Here is a 19456-nt window from a genome sequence, read left to right as displayed (position 1 = left end):
ACTATGTCTCAATACAACCAGGAAGAAGATACTATTGAAGAAATCGCAGGTGGCGAATTTGAACGCCAGCCCGTTCCGCAATCGAGATTGCAAAGCTGGAAAGCCTTTTTAGGTATGTACGCCGGCGAGCACGCCGCAGGTACCGAGTTTGTTATAGGTCCCTTATTTTTAACCACCGGTGTAAGTGCCTTTGACCTCATCATAGGTTTATTAATAGGTAACCTCCTTGCCGTTTTAAGTTGGAGGTTTTTAACCGCAGAAATAGGAACCAAATTTAGATACACCCTGTATTTTCATTTAGAAAAAATTTGTGGTACCCGCCTGGTTACGGCCTACAATCTGGCAAACGGAATCTTATTCTGTTTTCTTGCCGGGGCGATGATTACCGTTTCTGCCACCGCAGTGGGAATTCCGTTTGATATGGAAATGCCCAAATTGACCGATACCACGCCTAACAGCCTTACCTGGGTCCTTGTCGTTTTAGCAATAGGAGCTGTAATTTCACTCATTGCTGCCCGCGGATACAATACCGTTGCCAAGGCTGCTAACTGGATGTCTCCGGTTATCGTACTGGCTTTTGTAGCTTGTGGTGTTGTGGCTTTGATACAACTTGATGTAAACAGCTTTTCAGATTTCTGGAATATCTGGGGCGAAGGCAGTGAGCCTTTTCCGGGACAAATAAAATATACCTTCTGGCACGTGGTGTTGTGGTCGTGGTTTGCAAATGCAGCGATGCACATTGGGATGTCAGATTTATCGGTATTTCGTTTTGCTAAAAAAGCAAGCGCAGGCTGGACGACGGCTGCCGGGATTTATATAGGCCACTATATCGCGTGGATTGCTGCTGCCCTACTCTATGCCGTATATCTTAAATCACCCGAAGCGCTGGCAATGCTTGCCGGTGGGGAAGCGCCTACCGTTGCACCGGGACCGCTGGCGTATAACGCTATTGGTATTTTTGGGATTATCGCAGTACTGCTTGCAGGATGGACGACCGCAAACCCAACGATTTACAGAGCCGGTCTTGCCTTTCAAGCCATCATACCAAAACTTTCTACCTTCTGGGTAACCATTATCGCGGGTACAGTAGCCACCATCGCCGGACTATTCCCCGCGTTTGCAATGAAACTCTTAGGTTTTGTTGCCCTGTACGGTTTTATTTTAGCACCTATAGGAGCGATCATTGTTTTTGAATATTTCTTCGGAAAGCGCGCCGGAATACAGTCTTTTTATGCAGAAAAAACCGGAATCAAATTCAACTGGGCGGTGTTTGGCGCCTGGGCGTTAAGCTTTGGGGTGTTCTACTTTATCTCGGTGCAGTATGATGTATTCTTATCCTTTTTAACCCTACCCGCGTGGATTAGCTGTGGGATTTTGTTTTTAATCTTTAGTAAACTGTATCAGCGCAAAGCGGTATAGCTCAAAATAATTGTGTGTGTAAATGGTCGTCTTTTTTTAAAGACGGCCATTTCTTATTTACAGATACATACACGAGAGTGTTATATAACCGAGAATTGGTTGTGAATAACGAATTGTAAAAAAGGCTATGGAGTAATTAGTTATATTTATCTATTAGTTATCAGGTAGATAACGTCATTCTAAATTAATTTCAGAATCTCATCTACGGTTTTTAAAAGGCTTAAAAGAAGAGTAAACTTGACTGGAATGAAGATTATATCTACTTAGATGAATAATGCACTTTTAATTGCTTTTATGCAAAATTAAAAATGGATTAAATATAATAGGGTAATGTTATCCCTACGTTGCCAGTAATTTGAACCAAACCCAAAACACAAAATACAATTGAAAAAAGAGGACGTCCAAAACAAAGAAGATTATGTGAATTTTATATTGTTAGAACTCTATAAAAAAGTACATCCAGTCGATTTTGGGAATTTCTTTATGGAACTTATGCCGACAAGTGGAATTGACAATTTTAGAGATTTATTGGACGAATTGCACGAAAATAAGTTAGTAACTAAAAAATCAGAACCTAACGGACACGTTCCCGGAATGCCTCATTTAGTAAAAATGGATTTGAGGTATAGCATAAGTTTAAAAGGAATAGAACATTTAAAAAAGCAAAACATTATAGAGAACAAAAAAATGGAATTAAAAGATGTATTTGTAACCTACAGTTGGGACGATGAGCAACATAATGATAAAGTCATTTCATTTACAAATTTTTTAAGAGACAAAGGTTTTGAAGCAGAAGTGGACAAGCTAATGTCTCAAAGAGAGTCTGCAACAGATTTCAATAAAATGATGCACCAAGCAATGACAGATTATAAAAAAGTTCTTGTGGTCTTGTCAAAAGGTTATAAAGAAAAAGCAACAGCATTTAAAGGTGGCGTGGGAAATGAATATAATCTAATCATTAAAGATATTGAGCAATCCAACAATAAGTATATTTTAGTTTCATTCGACAAAATATCTGATGATATTACGCCTTTATTTTTCAAAGGAAGACACATTATTGATTTGTCAATCAAAGAGAATATGAACGAATTATTCTCAAAATTGATGGATGAGGAAATAATTGAATTTTCAGAGGTTGGTAAAAACAAACCTCAAATAGCTAAAAAAGTCATTCCACCATTTGAAGTCGAAGAAAAAAATGTACAGATTTTTGATTTAATTCCTAGATTCGATTTTTCAAGCCAATTCGCAAATTTATTGACCAAAATCGAATATGAATTGAGTGTTGAACTCAATAATGAAACTGATGAAATTTTTGAGGATTACAATTTAGAAATTCATTATCCTCAAAAATCAACAGAATATGATGTTGATGGAAGAATAGAGAACAATTATAAAATTGTTACATATGAGGATAATCCTAAAATTTTCCCTAAACAATCAAAAAGTGTTCAGTTACACAGAATATTAATAAGAAATTATACCGCAGAGGAAATTTTAGAAAATAATTTAATTGTTAAAGTATTTTCTAAAAACGGAGTGGTAGAAAAAGAATTTAATTTATCCGAAGTTTTGAAATTCAACTCAATTTATGGGAATGAGAATTTAACAATTGACAAATTTCACGATAAGAATTATAGATAAGAAACTACTGGCAACAATGGCTATAAGTAATTGCTTGTTCTCGCCTACTTCTGAAAACCCTCGCGGATTTTCAGCTTGGTGCGTACTTGCAAAATTAACAGCTAACCCATGCAACTACTCATAGCTGAGACCGTTATGTATAACGTAACAAAACCGAAAAATGGAGAAAAAAAGGTATTATAATGATAATGTAGGTGCAAATAAAGAAAATGAAATTCTTGCCCTCAAAAAAGCATTGGAGTTGTGCAATGAAATTGGAGATATAACTCAAATAGTTTTTTTAATTCACACAAAAGGAAATACAGGATATTTAGAAAGAATTTTTAACACTAGGAATGTAAAGAATTTATTTCGTGGAGTTAAAATGGACGAAAGTTATCCACCTATGAAAATTGAAACTCTTCGAACTTTCAATGACGATTATCAAGGAAATAAAATTGTTGTTGCATTTGGATTACGTTCAAACGAATTACATAAATACGATGATTACGAAAATATAACTGGAATTATTGCTCATCAATGGATGGAAGATAGTGTTAAAGATTGGGCTAGAACTTGGGGAGCAATAGACATAAAATCTGAAACCAAAATAGAAAAAACCGAATTACCAGATAAAGTTGTTCAAAAAGCATTTATTGATTTAAGTAATTCTATAAATATGTCAACTGGAATTCATCACTTTATGGATGAAGAACAATGCAAAACTTATATCAGAGCTTTAAACAAATATAATTATGAACTGAATTCTAAACAAATATTTTCATTTCTAACAACCGAATTGAATTGGGAGTCTGATTATGCAAATGACATCATAAAATTGATTGACAAAGTAAACTCTGGTGGCTATTTTAAAGGTGGTGCAAAAACTGGTCTACAACACTATATTAAAAGATGGAAATCGGAATAAAAACACTATGCACATCAATGGCTATAAGTAATTGCTCTTTCTCGCCTACTTTGTAAAGTTAATCGCTAACATACGCAACTACGCATAGCCGATACCGTTATCTTTAATATAAAAAAACTCGTTTCTAATACGCATTTCCGTAATTAAAATTATTATTAAGTCAAAACTTTAGCAAAATAATATTGATAAACAAAAAAATAGGAAAATAATACGAGCAATTAAGCCTGGCCAAAAACCAAAGAAGGAAAATGGAACACCTGAAACTAAACCTAAATATTCAGGGTTAAAACTTCATAAACATACATCCGAAGACTAAAATTAATTGTTTTAATAACATTTAAATAATTAAATAACGAAAAAAAAAACAATATGGCAGTATATCGAATTTCTGGAGTATGGAAAAATAGTAGTAATGTAATAACACATTACGCTTTTCATACTGTTGGAGAAAAATCAACTACAAGAGCATCAAAAAAATCAAAAGTAGATGCTGTTAAACTTTTAGAAATGAATGGGAATTCCGCTGTTACTTGGGTTTGGAATTATTCAACTGCTGGCTGGAAAATAGGAGAAAATGTAGAAGTAGTAAATGGAAGTAATGGAAAATACTTAAGGTCTAATCCTGACAATACAAAGACAGATAATCTAGCTCATTTAATCGATTTTGATTGGATAGCACCATAAAACTTAGAATGAAAGAAGAACTTCATATTCAATTTGAAAATTGTTTCGGAATCGGAAAATTAGACCACTCGTTTGATTTCAGCATAAGTAATTCTTATCTAATTTATGCCCCAAATGGAACTATGAAAACCTCTTTCGCAAAAACATTTGATTTGATTGCGAAAAATGATTCCAAACAAAAACCTTGCGATAGAATTTATAAGAATAGAATTACTAAATACAAAGTTCTAACTGAAAATGAAGAAATTAATCCTGAAGATATATTAGTAATAAATGCAGAAGATAATAATTTTGATGCTTCAAGTAAAATCAGCAGTTTCTTAGCTAGTAAAGAATTAAAGCAGGAATATGATTCTATCTACAAGGAATTGAATGATAATAAAGTCGAATTTATAAAAAAACTAAAAATTATATCACAAAGTACGGATTGTGAGACAGAATTTATAAATACATTTTCAGAAGATGAAAACGCTAATTTTTTTGAGGTTTTAAACCAACAAATTAATAATCTAAAAACAAAATTTGAAAAATTTGATTTTAGATATAATGATGTTTTTGATAGGAAAGGAAACGTAAAAAGATTTCTTGATAAAAACAAAACGATTTTAGACCAATACATTAATGATTACAAAAATATTATTTCTAAATCAAGATTCTTTAAAGATTCTACTGGTAATACTTTTGGAACTTATCAAGCAAACGTTATTATCAAATCCATAGAAGATAATTCTTTTTTTGAAGCAGGTCATAAATTTGTTTTAGAAGATGGAACAGAAATAGAAAATGTAGAAAATTTAAAGTCAATAATTCAAGAAGAAATTCAAAACATTTTAAATGATGAAAAGCTAAAAGTATCATTTGACAAAGTGGATAAGGCAATTGGTGCTAATGCAGAATTAAGATTATTTAAAAATGTCTTAGAAAAAAACAACTTAATTCTAATTAAATTAAAGGATTATGATAAATTTAAACAAGAAATTTGGATTAATTATTTTTCAGAAATAAAGGAAGAGTCTGTAAAATTATTGGATTTTTACAAATCCAAAAAAGCTAGATTAGAGAAAATTATAAGCGAAGCTAAAAAGGAATTTGCTTTATGGAAAAATATCGTAACAACCTTTAATTCTAGGTTCCACGTTCCATTTAAGGTTAATATTATAAACCAAGAAGATATAATTTTAAAACAAGAAACAGCTAATCTAAACTTTGATTATTCTGACAGAGGAAAAGAACCTATACAACAAAATCGAGAAAATTTACTTTCAATATTAAGCAAAGGAGAACAAAGAGCTTATTTTATTTTACATTTCTTATTCGAAATTGAAGCTCGAAAATTAAAGCAAAGTAGAGATTTACTAATATTCGATGATATTGCAGATTCATTTGATTATAAAAATAAATTTGCAATTATTGAATACATAAAAGAGATTCACGAAAAGAATGATTTTAAAGTAATTATTTTAACTCATAATTTTGATTTCTATAGAACTATAGCATCAAGACTTTATTTAAGTAGAGATGTAATTTATATGACTACAAAAAATTTAGAAAATGAAATAACTTTCAATAAAGGTGAATATGTAAATGATGTTTTTAGTTATTTCATTAAAAAATTTAAGGATGAAAAGTTTTTTATTAGCTTGATTGCTTTTGTAAGGAACTTAATAGAATACAGTGAAAGTAAGAATAATCAGGATTATTTAACTCTAACAAGTTGCTTGCATAGAAAAGAAGAGTCAGAAAGTTTATTAGCAAAAGATGTATTTAAAATATTTCAAAAGAAACTAATATTCTTAAAAGATAGAACAATTGATTTTGGAGAAGAAAATTTAATAGAATTAATAATCGCAACAGCCAATTCTATAAAACTAAACGACTCTAATGAAATAGCTCTCGAAAATAAAATTTGTCTAGCAGTAGCAATTAGATTAGAAACAGAAAAATACTTAATAAACAAGCTACCTGATCTTGATTTAAAAACAATAAAGAAAAACCAAACTCAGGCTTTGTTTAAAGAATATTGCAAAAAATATCCTGACAGTAATAATAGTTTCATAATAGATAAAGTTAACTTAATGACTCCTGAAAACATTCATATTAATGCATTTATGTTTGAGCCTTTAATTGATATGTCTATGATTCATTTAATGAATTTATACGAAGAAATAAAAAATTTAAAATAATAAAAAAACTAAGACAAAAAAGAACTAAGGTAAAAAACAACTCATTACAAGATTTGATTAGTAAACCTACATATACTCTAATAAAACCTCTACTAAACAAATTCTAACTGCTGCATTTTTTCCCCCAACAGGTAAGAACAGGATGCTAGTTTCTTTAAAAAAAAGGAACTTGTTTATTCAATTGGATAAACAATTATGAGACAGCTTTCTTTTCTTTTATTTAGTGCCTTAATCAGTCTGAGCAGTTGCAAAAACAAGACCGCAACTCCAGATCTCGCAGCCCAATCTCCTGCAGATACAGAACCCGCCTGGGTAAGCGAAGTAGGTGCAAAACCTATAGATTTTAAAAAAGAGGTGTTTTATGTAAACGACTACAACGCCATTGCGGATGGGAGCGCATTAACCACAACAGCAATACAACAAGCCGTTGATGCAGCTGCAGCAAATGGTGGCGGTACGGTAACCTTTAAACCGGGTACCTACTTAAGCGGCTCTATTTTTATCAAAAAAAACATACAGTTTACCATTCCTGAAGGGGTTGTGATTTTAGGGAGTGAGGACATTAAAGACTACCCCGAGATTGATACGCGTGTTGCCGGTATTGAGATGAAATGGCCTGCGGCATTAATCAATGTGTTAGATGAGACCAATGTGACCATAAACGGCGACGGTCTGGTTGACGGGCAGGGAAAAGTGTTTTGGGACTATTACTGGAATCTGCGTAAAGAATACGAACCCAAAGGCCTGCGCTGGATTGTAGATTATGACGCTAAACGCCCGCGTACGCTCCTGGTGCAAAATTCAGAAAATGTATTTATAGAAGACCTCAACATACAACGTGCAGGATTCTGGACGGTACAGGTGTTGTATTCTAGCCACATCACGGTAGATGGTTTAACCATTAGAAACAATATAGGCGGTCACGGCCCCAGCACAGACGGGATTGATATTGATTCCTCGAGATATATTCTGGTACAAAACTGCGACATCGACTGTAACGATGACAATTTTTGTTTAAAAGCCGGTCGCGATTGGGACGGTCTTCGGGTAGATCGCCCTACCGAATATGTAGTGATACGCGACTGTATAGCACTTGCCGGTTCGGGATTGTGTACCATAGGTAGTGAGACCAGTGGTAGCATACGCCACGTTTTTGTTTCTAACATTAAAGGTCTGGGAACTAAAAACGGACTCAACATCAAATCGGCTACTAATCGTGGCGGTACGGTAGAAGACATTCAGATTCAAAACATTCAGATGGACAGCGTACGTACATTTATGGAAGTTTCGATGAACTGGAACCCGTCGTACTCTTACTCTAAGTTGCCCGAAGGTTACGATGAAGAAAGCATACCACAACGTTGGAAAACCTTATTGATGGAAGTAGACCCTCCCGAAAAAGGCATCCCTACGTTTAAAGACATCACCTTGTATAACATTGATGTAAAAGGGGCGCAACGCGCTATTAATGTTAATGGTATGGAGCAATCACTTGTTGAAAACATCACCTTAAAAGATGTACACATACAGGCAGAAGAAGCCGGTCAAATCACCCACAGTACCAACTGGACTATTGAAAACGTAAGCCTGAGTATCAAAAACGGTTCGACCTTAAAAATTGAAAATTCACCCGGAGTTGTCATTTCAGATTCGCTTTATACCTCTTCCCCGAAAATCAACTAAATGAAAAGCTCTTTTCTATTTCTTTTGTTAGTATCTGCTGCTTGTATAAGCTGTGGCAGTGCTACGCAAAAAGAAACGCTCAATAATTCAAATTTTGAACTCGTAACCGCAGACACAAAGACTGCGATTATTTACGATGCAAACGGTCCTGCGCTCGATTCTATTTCGGCATATTTGCTCGCTCAGGACATCGAGCAGGTTACTGGCTTTAAGCCTCAGGTCGTTACGCGTATTGTAGAGGTTTCAGGAAATGTAATTGCGATAGGTAACCGCGATTCGCAATTGATTAAAGCCTTAGTCAACGATCAAAATAAACTTCCGGCAGCAAATGCCTGGGAAACCTATACACATACACTGGTACACAATCCTGCTGAACGTATTCAAAAAGCTCTGGTGATTTCGGGAGCAGATCCCCGCGGAACGGCTTATGGTGTATTTTCAATCTCTCAAAAAATAGGCGTTTCTCCCTGGTATTGGTGGGCAGATGTCACACCTACCCCACAAGAAAATTTGGTATTGGCGATTGATGATTTTCAATCGGTAAGTCCGGCGGTTCAATTCCGCGGCATTTTTATAAATGATGAAGACTGGGGTTTACAGCCCTGGGCAGCAAAAACTTTTGAACCCGAAACCGGTGATATAGGACCTAAAACCTACGCAAAGGTTTTTGAATTGTTATTGCGCCTGCGTGCAAATACCATCTGGCCGGCAATGCATCCCAGTACTAAAGCGTTTTTTCACTATCCGGGCAATGCTAAAGTGGCTGAAGATTATGAGATTGTTTTAGGTTCGTCACACGCAGAACCTATGTTACGTAATAATGTAGATGAATGGGATCACGATACGATGGGTGATTTTAATTACTTCAGCAATAAAAAAGGCGTACTCAATTATTGGGAAGAGCGTGTTGCTGAAGCTAAAAATGTAAACGGAATTTACACCATTGGGATGCGTGGCGTTCACGACAGCGGTATGGAAGGTGCTAAAAACACGGCAGATGCCGCAGCAATTTTAAATGACGTAATTAAAGATCAGCGGGCTTTATTGCAAAAACATATAGGAGACCCTAAACAGGTACCGCAGGTGTTTACCGTTTACAAAGAGGTGCTTGACTTGTATGAATACGGCCTCGATTTACCTGAAGATATCACCCTGATGTGGACCGATGATAACTACGGATATTTTCGACAATTAAGCAACGCCGAAGAGCGCAAACGCACTGGCGGTAGCGGTGTGTATTACCACGCTTCCTACTGGGGCAGACCGCACGATTATTTGTGGTTGAGTACGACACATCCCGCTTTAATACGCGAAGAATTACTGAAAGCCTACGATACGGGAGCAGATAAAATATGGATTCTTAATGTGGGAGATATTAAGCCTGCAGAATACAATACGCAGTTTTTTATGGATTTGGCTTTTGAGCCGGAAAGATTTAGAAAGCCTGAAAACTATCTAACCCATATGCAACAGTTCTACGGAAGCATTTTTGGTGAAAATCTGGCTTCTGAAATTAGCGATATACGCCATACGTATTATGATCTCGCCTGGCTACGCAAACCCGAATTTATGGGATGGAGTCAAACCGAACCTACACGCGCTACGCACCTTACGGGATTTTCATTAAGTCCCGAAAATGATGAAAACACAAAGCGTATAGCAGCCTATGAGGCGCTTTCAAAAAAAGTGTACACCACTCAAAACGAAATCCCGAAACACCGTACCGATGCCTGGTATCAGTTGGTGGTTTATCCGGTACTTGGATCAAGTGCGATGAACAAAAAGTATTTATATCGGGATTTGGCAACGCATTATAGTAAGACCAATCGTCAAAAAGCTGAGGAATATAAAAACGCAATACGCGCAAATCAAGAGGAGATGGCGCAATTAACCAGCACCTACAACAGCCTCGCAAATGGAAAATGGAACGGTATTATGGATCCTGCACCGCGCAGACTTCCGGTATTTGAGCTACCCGAAATTTTGGACGACGAGTCCAAAAGCACCGAAGCTCCTAAACTTGCACTGGTGCACAACGCAGCAGATTATACGCGTGCTACAAACTTTGAAGCAGGTTTTCCGCAGCAATTAAACGGATTAGGTTATAGCGGGCAAATCTTACAATTAGCCGCTTCAGACGCCACAACAATTAAAGAGCTAGCAGCTACCACTCCGGTTTTAAGCTACGAGATTGAGCTGTTAGAAGATTTAAAAAACGCCGACTTTACGCTTACAGCATTACCCAATCATCCCACAACCGGTAACCAAAACTTAAAAATAGGAATACAACTAAACGATAATACTGTCGAGATTTTAGATTTTGAGACCTTCGGCAGAAGTGAAGAATGGAAACAAAATGTACTGCGCAATCAAGCCCGAAAATCACTGAATTTAGGTGTGCTTAAAGCCGGTACGCATACGATTAAAATCTACCGACTTGATCCCGGAGTATTGCCCGATTATTTTATACTCGCCGAGAATGGCACAGCACTTCCCTACACCCTACCCCTAACCGACTAACCGATGAATCTATCCCGTCCAATTAAGCATTATCTTATTTTAATTTTCTGCGTAATTGGCGTTGCCTGTAACGCACAGCGACAGATGGAACATCTGGATCGTGGTGTGGTTGCCCTCGCTCAGGAAAATCAAGAAGTCATCGTTAGTTGGCGATTTCTAGGAACTGACCCCGACGAACTTTGTTTTAATATCTACCGAAAATCTGGTGATGAGAAACCGGTTAAATTGAATACAGATCCTATTTCAAATAGGACGTTTTTTATAGATAAAACCGCAGACTTAACCCTGCACAATACCTGGTTTGTAAAGTCGGTTTTACAGAACACAGAAACCGAAGAACCCGGTAAATTCACGATACCGGCTAATGCAGCTGTAAAACCTTATTTATCCTTACCGCTTACTCAAATTGAAGGCTATAGCGCAAACGATGCCGCTGTGGGAGATTTAGACGGCGACGGGCAGTATGAGCTTATTGTGCATATGACCGGCAAAAGTCACGACAACTCCCATCGCGGGTTAACCGACCCTCCTATTTTTCAGGCTTACGAATTAGATGGCACACTGCTTTGGCAACTCAGTCTGGGAAAAAACATTCGCGAAGGTGCGCATTATACGCAGTTTTTAGTTTATGATTTTGATGGGGATGGTAAAGCCGAAATGGTTTGCAAAACCGCAGACGGCACCACAGATGCATTGGGAACCGTTATTGGTGACCCTAAAGCCGACTGGCGGGATACCGATGAGCGCTCCCGAACCTTTGGTAAAATCTTAAAAGGCCCCGAATATCTTACAGTTTTTAATGGTGAAACCGGTAAAGTGGTTGCCACTACCGCTTACATTCCCGAACGTGGGAATATTGGCGCCTGGGGCGGAACCGGTGGAAACGGTAAAAACGATAACACCGGCAATCGGGTAGATCGCTTTACCGCCTGTGTTGCTTACCTTGACGGCATTCATCCCAATATCGTAATGGGCCGCGGCTACTATGGGCGCATCGTTCTGGCAGCCTTTGATTTTAAAAATAACCAACTACAATCGCGCTGGACCTTTGATTCTGAAAACGGAAAAAATCCCTATTCAGGGATGGGCAACCACAACCTTTCTGTTGCTGATGTTGATGAGGATGGGAAAGATGAAATCATTTTTGGTGCGATGACCGTAGATGATGACGGTAGCGGTTTATACACCACAGGGTTTAGACACGGTGATGCCATTCACGTAAGTGACCTCGATCCTGAAATACCGGGTCTGGAACGTTTTGGTGTTCACGAAATTGAAGAAGGTACCAAAGGACCGGGAGTGGTCTTGTTTTCCGCAAAAGATGGTAATGTATTATTTGAAGCACAACCTGATGAAGATGTGGGTCGTGGCGTAGCCGCAAATATTGATACCACTCGTGTAGGTGCACAAATGTGGTGGTCTGGCAATCGGAATCTTCACGACAGCAAAGGCAATCCCATAGGTAGAGCGCCACGGGTTGCCAACTTTTTAATTTGGTGGGATGGCGATACGACCCGCGAACTCTTAAACAGCAATTATATTGAGAAATATGGCAAAGGCCGAATTTTTAAAGCCGATGGCGCACATTCAGTAAACGGATCAAAATCTACTCCCAGTCTTTCGGCAGATATTCTGGGCGACTGGCGTGAAGAGCTGATGCTCCCCAGTGATGATGGTACAGAACTGCGTATTTATACAACACCTAATCCTACCACCACACGCGTATACACCTTAATGCACGATCCGCAGTACCGCTTGAGTATTGCCTGGCAAAATGTGGGCTACAACCAGCCGCCACATGTAGGTTTTTATATGGGTTACGGGATGCAAAAAGCCCCCAAACCCAATATCAAACTCGTTCCTAATCAATTAAATTCTAACTAATATGCGTCACTTTTATACTTTTTTTATTTTACTAGTAAGCTTTATAGGATTACAGCCAATACACGCCCAAAAAAGTGATACACTGCACCTAGAGGGGACCTGGCGATTTGAAATAGATGCTAAAGACCAGGGAACTACTGCAGCATGGTTTGCCCGAAAATTAAAAGACAACATCATACTTCCGGGGTCGATGCTTACCAATAACAAAGGCAACGAGGTTACCATAAAAACACAATGGACGGGTAGTATTTACGACAGTTCATTTTATTTCAATCCGCGGTTTGAAAAGTACCGTCAGCCGGGGGATGTCAAATTCCCATTCTGGCTTACGCCCGAAAAAGAATACGTAGGCGCAGCCTGGTATCAAAAGGAAATTACCATTCCAAAAGATTGGGATAATAAGCACATTTACCTCTATCTGGAACGCCCGCATACCGAAACACTGGTATATCTCGACAGTCAAAAAATAGGGATACAAAATTCTATGGTGGCTCCCCATCAATACGACTTAAGCAGCTACTTAACTCCGGGTACACATACGCTAAGCATTCGCGTTGACAACCGCGTTAAAGAAATTAATGTAGGTCCCGATTCCCACAGTATCACCGACCATACACAGGGCAACTGGAATGGAATTATAGGAAAATTAAAATTAGTCGCCACCCCCGAAATTTATATTGAAAATATACAGGCCTATCCCAATCGAGCTGCAAAAGAAGTTCGTTTTAAAATTGCTGTTGCCCAATTAAAGCAACAGTCTAAAAAAGTAACCTTAAATTTTGAGTTGGTAACGTTCAATACGGCTGCTCCTCAAAAAATAAACCCTTACTCGACTTCATTTAAAATAAACGCAACTCAGGATACACTAGTTGCAACGGTTCCGCTAGGAGAAACTATTGCGTTATGGGATGAGTTTGACCCGGCTTTATACCGTGCTAAAGTCACTTTGACGTCTTCTAAAGGTGTTGATCATAAAACCTTGCAATTCGGGATTCGGGATTTTAAAACACAAGCCACTTCTTTTCTCATAAATGACCGACCTGTATTTTTAAGAGGAACGCTAGACAATGCGATCTACCCACTTACAGGACATCCCCCAATGGATATAGACTCCTGGAAAAAAGTGTTTAAAGCTATAAAAGATCACGGTCTCAATCACGTACGGTATCATTCCTGGTGTCCGCCCGAAGCTGCTTTTAAAGCCGCAGATTTATTGGGTATTTATTTACAACCCGAAGGCCCAAGCTGGGCAAATCACGGCAGTGCTTTAGGACTAGGCAGACCTATAGATACCTATATTTATGAAGAAACAAACCGTATGGAAACCCATTACGGCAACTTTGCCTCCTATGTGATGCTGGCTTATGGTAACGAACCCACAGGACGACAGGTAGAATACCTGAGTGCTTTTAATAATTATTGGAAACAAAAAGATACCCGTCGCTTATACACTGGCGCATCGGTAGGTGGCAGCTGGCCGGTAGTACCCAATAACGAATTTATGGTGCGTGGTGGTGCCCGCGGACTGGATTGGAAAAATGAAACGCCGCAAACGCTTAATAATTTTACCAAAAATATCGCGCAATTTGAGGTCCCGTTTGTGTCGCACGAACTGGGGCAATATTGTGTTTTCCCTAATTTCAACGAGACAAAAAAATATACAGGTCCGCTTAAGGCTAAGAACTTCGAACTTTTTGAAGAGGATCTTAAAGATCATCATATGCTTGATCAGGCAGATGATTTTTTTATGGCTTCCGGGAAATTACAGGCTTTGTGTTATAAATATGATATTGAGAAAGCATTGCGTACTCCCAATTATGCCGGCTATCAAATGCTTTCGCTAAGTGATTATTCGGGTCAGGGGACTGCGCTAGTAGGTGTTTTGGATGCCTTTTGGGACCCAAAATCCTATACAGATGCGACTGCATTTCGGGAATTTGCAAACAGTACGGTGCCGCTCGCTGAGATCCCAAAGTTTGTATATACTAATGACGAATCGTTTACCGCTACTGCGCTCATTTCCCATTTTGGGAAGACACCTTTAAAGCAAAATCAAAACTGGCAGATCACTAATAGCGCAGGAATTAGTGTAGCTTCAGGTAGTTTTGATACTCCTGAAATTGGTTATGGATTATCTACTTTAGGAGAAGTAGCAGTTCCGCTTAGCGAAATCGAAACTCCACAAAAATTGATATTTACCATTTCGGTTGAAAATACCGAATTTAAGAATCACTGGGACTTTTGGGTATATCCTAAGGAATTACCTGCCGTAACCACGCAAGTTTATGAGTGTACCTCGCTTGACGAACAAGCGCTAAAAACCCTAAACTCTGGCGGTACCGTTATATTAAATGCTGCAGGACGCATCGTAAAAGGTGCCGAAGTAGTACAAACCTTTATCCCGGTTTTTTGGAACACCTCGTGGTTTCAGATGCGCCCACCGCATACTACCGGAATTTTAATCGATCCGGAGCACCCGTTGTTTAACGAATTTCCCACCGAATATCACAGTGATTTACAGTGGTACAGCATTGTAAACAACCAGCAGGTAATGCATTTGGAAGATTTTCCCGAAAACTTTAGACCGCTAATTCAGCCTATAGACACCTGGTTTATGAACCGCAGACTTGCAATGGCTTTTGAAGCCAAAGTGGGCAACGGGAAACTTATGGTTGTGAGTGTTGATCTTAACGATCCTGAGAAAGATGCGGCAGCCCACCAATTGTATTACAGCTTGCAGAAGTATATGGCTTCGGCAGAATTTAATCCAAAAAACGAACTCGATATTGCGCTGATTCAGGATTTATTTAAAACCCCATCCAAGCAACAATTTAATAAATATACAAACGACAGTCCCGACGAATTAAAGCCTAAAAATGAGGGTGAATGAGAAGTTCTATCCAACTAATAGCTGGTTTTTCTTCACTTCTGATTTTAGCAGGTTTAGCATTTACGCCTGCAATCGCACAAGAAAAAGCGCTTTGGCACAATCAAAAAAGGCTACTACACTATAAGCCGGACGGTAAAAGTTTTGTTTTAGTAAACGGTACCCGAAAATTTAACCGCGCCTTATACGGTACCAATTCTGGTTTTAGAGTAGAAACCGGCGACTTACCCGAGTTTGCATTGTATATGCCGGGAATGGGTGGCAACTTTAAACTGGGCATTGCTAATGGAAAAACCTCCAAATGGATTACAGAAGCAGACAGTATTGAAACCCGCTATACGCCGGGTATTATGGAATACACCCTGCGGGATGAGATTTTAGGTGCCGGAAGTTTACAGCTTACCGTGGTTGCTTCGGCGACACACGAAGGTTTCTTACTTAAAGTAACGGAAATCAATCTACCCGAAACGGTTGATATAAGTTGGCTATTCGGTGGAGCCAGCGGAAAGAAATTCCATAGAGATGGTGATATTGGCGCAGACCCCGAATCTGTGTTTTACCTGCAACCGGAATATTGTTTACACAACACCTATACTCTAGCCAAAAACAAGTTTACTCTTGATTTTAACTGGGATAAAAAAACGCATAAAAACACCAAAATACTCCATGGCACAATCCCCGACGGCATCGTAAAGGTAGGCAGTGCAACAGCAAATCAGAACCCTAAAAGTTTAACCAACTCCACTGCAGATACGCTTCCTGTGGTGTACGGTACCGTTTCAAGAAACGCTTCAAAAACCTATTATTGGGCGATTGAAAACCCCGATTCTAAAACAACTCAAGATACACGTACTACCGAAGAAGCATTTAATGAGGCTTTACATAAAGCAGAAACGCTGGCAAACCGCGTAACGCTTAAAACTCCTGATCCCTATTTGAATACATTGGGCGGCGCACTCGCTACTGCAGCAGATGCCATCTGGGAAAGTCCGGCATATTTACATGGCTCGGTAGCCTGGCGGATGCACCTCAACGCCTGGCGTGGTGCATATACTGCAGACCTATTAGGCTGGCACGACCGTGCGAAAACCCACTTTAGCAGCTACGGAAAATCACAGGTTTTAGAACCCGAGACCGGCCCTGTGGTTTTAGACAGCAGCCGTTATTTTGCACGACAAAAGGAAGTTTTGGGTACGGCTATGTTTAGCGAGGGCTACATAAGCAGACATCCCAATCGCAACGACCGCGCACATCATTATGATATGAATCTGGTTTTTATAGATCAGCTGCTCACGCATTTTAAATGGAATAAAAATCCTCAATTTCTAAAAGAAATATTTCCCGTAATTGAGCGGCATTTAAAATGGGAAAAACGAAATTTTGATGCAAATGATGATGGATTGTATGATGCCTACGCAACAATCTGGGCAAGTGACGCCCTGCAATACAGCGGGGGTTCGGTGACCTATACCTCGGCATATAATTACCGTGCTAATGTATTGACCGCAAAATTAGCTCAGCTTTTAGAAAAAGATCCACAACCTTATTTTTTAGAAGCCAAAAAAATTAAAAACGCCATTCAAAACACACTATGGCTTCCTGAACAAGGTGTTTTTGCAGAGTATAAAGATGCATTAGGCAATCAACTGCTACACAAAACTCCCGGAATTTGGACGGTGTATCACGCCCTTGATAAAGACATTGCAGATAATTTTCAGGCGTATCAAAGTTTGAATTATGTGAGCAATGAAATTCCGCATATTCCTGTCGCGGCTGAAGGCTTACCCTATGATGATCTTTCTTTAGTTGCAACGACCAACTGGCAACCCTACACCTGGTCTGTAAACAATGTTGCGCTGGCTGAAAATCTTAATATGGCACTTGCCTACTGGCAGGGCAATCAACCTGAAAAAGGTTTTAAACTTTTTGAAAGCGCCCTTGTAGAAAGTATGTATCTGGGTGCTTCGCCGGGCGGATTTCAGCAATTGTCGTTTTATGATGCCATGCGCGGCGAACTCTATCGGGATTTTGCAGATCCTATAGGTGTTGCTGCACGAGCTTTAGTAGAAGGTCTTTTTGGCATAAAGCCAAATTTTATCAATAATGAATTGATTATACAACCCGGCTTTCCGCAAGAATGGGAACAGGCTTCTTTACACCTACCTGATGTCTCGTTGTCTTTTAAAAGAATAGAAAATACCGAAATCTATACGCTGAAAAATAATTTCGACGCCGATTTAAATCTCAAATTAGAATTAAATGCCGCCTGTTCTACGCTTGAAGAGCTAACTGTAAACGGAAAAAAAGCAACTTACACCATGGATACGAATGCAGTAGGAACTCCTAAAATAAGTATTGATGCGGGTAAGGCTAAGCAGTATAAAATTGAAGTAAAGTGGGGTACTCAAGCTATAGATCCTATTACTACAAAAACAAAATATGCACTTCAAGAACCACTAAACCTCAACACTTCAAACGCAGAAATTCTAGAAGTTTACGATCCTCAACGTGCCCTTTCTGAGATTGATAGTTCTTCAAAGAAAATTGATGCACGTATAAATTCCGGTTTGGGGCATAAAACGGTTTTTATAAAACTGAAACATGACGAAATGATCTGGTGGCAACCGATAAATTTTGAAGTTATTCCAAAACTAGAAATCGTCAACAACCACTATTCTTCAGGAGCTGTAAAAATTGATCTTCAAAATAATGCTTCAGAAATCCTAGAAGGTACTTTAGGAATAAATACCAACCATCAACAAAAAATAAAAATTCCTTCATCAGGCAGCAAACAACTAAAGTTACCCGTACGGGCAGTGGTTCCCGGGACAAATAAGTTGAAGTTTAGTTTAACTTCGGGAGCCGAAATTGAATTGGCATTTACCAATTGGGACATACCTGTTTACCAGGTACCTAAATTTGATTGTATTGATTTATCGAGTCATTTTAATGCAGAGGTCAATCAAATTTTCAAACAACAGTATTGGAGTCCGCGACCGGAATCACCTACACTACAACTGCCCACAACCGGCATCGGCAACTGGTGCTACCCTAATATTTCCGAAGAAATAACTATAGACGATAGTGGCTTACGTAAGGCAGCAGCACGTACAGGAACCATAAAAAGTCAACAAAACATCCCATTTAAAACTGGGTCTCAAGCAAATGAGGAGAATGTAGTTTTCACCTCAAAATGGGATACCTATCCAGACACGATTAACATACCACTCACGGGTAAAGCAAGCCACGCTTACTTAATTATGACAGGTACTACAAACCCCATGCAGACCCGAATGGAAAATGGCAGAGTTACCGTAACCTATACTGATGGAACTTCAGATAAGCTGAGTCTAAAAAATCCCGAAAACTGGTGGCCAATCGAGCAGGATTATTATGCAGACGGCTATGCATTTACAGCAGATGCCCCAAAACCTCCACGCCTCATATTTAAAACAGGAGAAATAACCCGAAACTTTGATGACTATACAGATATTCACGGTTTTACGCAGTATGGAATTGATAATGGTGCAGGAACGCTTTTAGATCTTCCGCTGGATGTGAAAAAAACGCTACAACATATACACATAGAAAGTATTACCAATGATGTGATTATAGGATTAATGAGTCTCACCTTACAACGCTAAC

At 38.7% G+C, this 19456-nt stretch carries 10 protein-coding genes; all 10 read left to right on the top strand.

Annotated features, from left to right (window positions below; all coding sequences use genetic code 11):
* Positions 1 to 3 precede the first annotated feature (3 nt).
* The 10 genes from P164_RS00540 (at position 4) to P164_RS00495 (ending at position 19455) form a co-directional block, all read left to right on the top strand.
* A complete protein-coding gene (locus tag P164_RS00540) occupies positions 4 to 1419 on the top strand; it encodes a purine-cytosine permease family protein (protein WP_028374537.1) in 1416 nt (471 codons plus the stop codon).
* Between the two features lie 384 nt (positions 1420 to 1803).
* The gene (locus P164_RS00535; RefSeq protein ID WP_028374536.1) at positions 1804 to 3063 is read left to right on the top strand and encodes an SEFIR domain-containing protein; all 1260 of its coding nucleotides are present in this window, start codon (positions 1804 to 1806) and stop codon (positions 3061 to 3063) included.
* A gap of 160 nt (positions 3064 to 3223) precedes the next feature.
* Positions 3224 to 3970, top strand: coding sequence for a hypothetical protein (locus P164_RS00530; RefSeq protein ID WP_028374535.1), 747 nt, complete (start codon positions 3224 to 3226; stop codon positions 3968 to 3970).
* A gap of 369 nt (positions 3971 to 4339) precedes the next feature.
* Positions 4340 to 4654 (top strand): DUF3892 domain-containing protein, encoded by a 315-nt coding sequence (locus P164_RS00525; protein WP_028374534.1) that lies wholly within the window; start codon positions 4340 to 4342, stop codon positions 4652 to 4654.
* Between the two features lie 8 nt (positions 4655 to 4662).
* On the top strand, positions 4663 to 6837 hold the full coding sequence (locus P164_RS00520) for a hypothetical protein (protein ID WP_028374533.1): 2175 nt from the start codon (positions 4663 to 4665) through the stop codon (positions 6835 to 6837).
* A gap of 195 nt (positions 6838 to 7032) precedes the next feature.
* Positions 7033 to 8520, top strand: a complete 1488-nt coding sequence (locus tag P164_RS00515) for a glycoside hydrolase family 28 protein (protein WP_028374532.1) — start codon at positions 7033 to 7035, stop codon at positions 8518 to 8520.
* Positions 8521 to 11040, top strand: a complete 2520-nt coding sequence (locus tag P164_RS00510; protein ID WP_051621102.1) for a glycosyl hydrolase 115 family protein — start codon at positions 8521 to 8523, stop codon at positions 11038 to 11040.
* Between the two features lie 3 nt (positions 11041 to 11043).
* Positions 11044 to 12924 carry a rhamnogalacturonan lyase gene (locus tag P164_RS00505; RefSeq protein WP_028374531.1) on the top strand — a complete coding sequence of 627 codons (1881 nt, stop codon included), beginning with the start codon at positions 11044 to 11046 and terminating at the stop codon, positions 12922 to 12924.
* Between the two features lies 1 nt (position 12925).
* Positions 12926 to 15814, top strand: a complete 2889-nt coding sequence (locus tag P164_RS00500; protein ID WP_028374530.1) for a sugar-binding domain-containing protein — start codon at positions 12926 to 12928, stop codon at positions 15812 to 15814.
* Positions 15811 to 19455: a DUF4450 domain-containing protein gene (locus P164_RS00495; protein WP_028374529.1), complete on the top strand. Its 3645-nt coding sequence runs from the start codon at positions 15811 to 15813 to the stop codon at positions 19453 to 19455. The genes P164_RS00500 and P164_RS00495 overlap by 4 nt, the downstream gene beginning before the upstream one ends.
* The last annotated feature ends 1 nt before the right edge of the window (position 19456 follow it).

Source organism: Leeuwenhoekiella sp. MAR_2009_132, from assembly GCF_000687915.1.
Lineage (GTDB): Bacteria > Bacteroidota > Bacteroidia > Flavobacteriales > Flavobacteriaceae > Leeuwenhoekiella.
The sequence above is the reverse complement of the archived record's forward strand: the minus strand, read 5'-3'. Positions and strand labels throughout refer to the sequence as shown.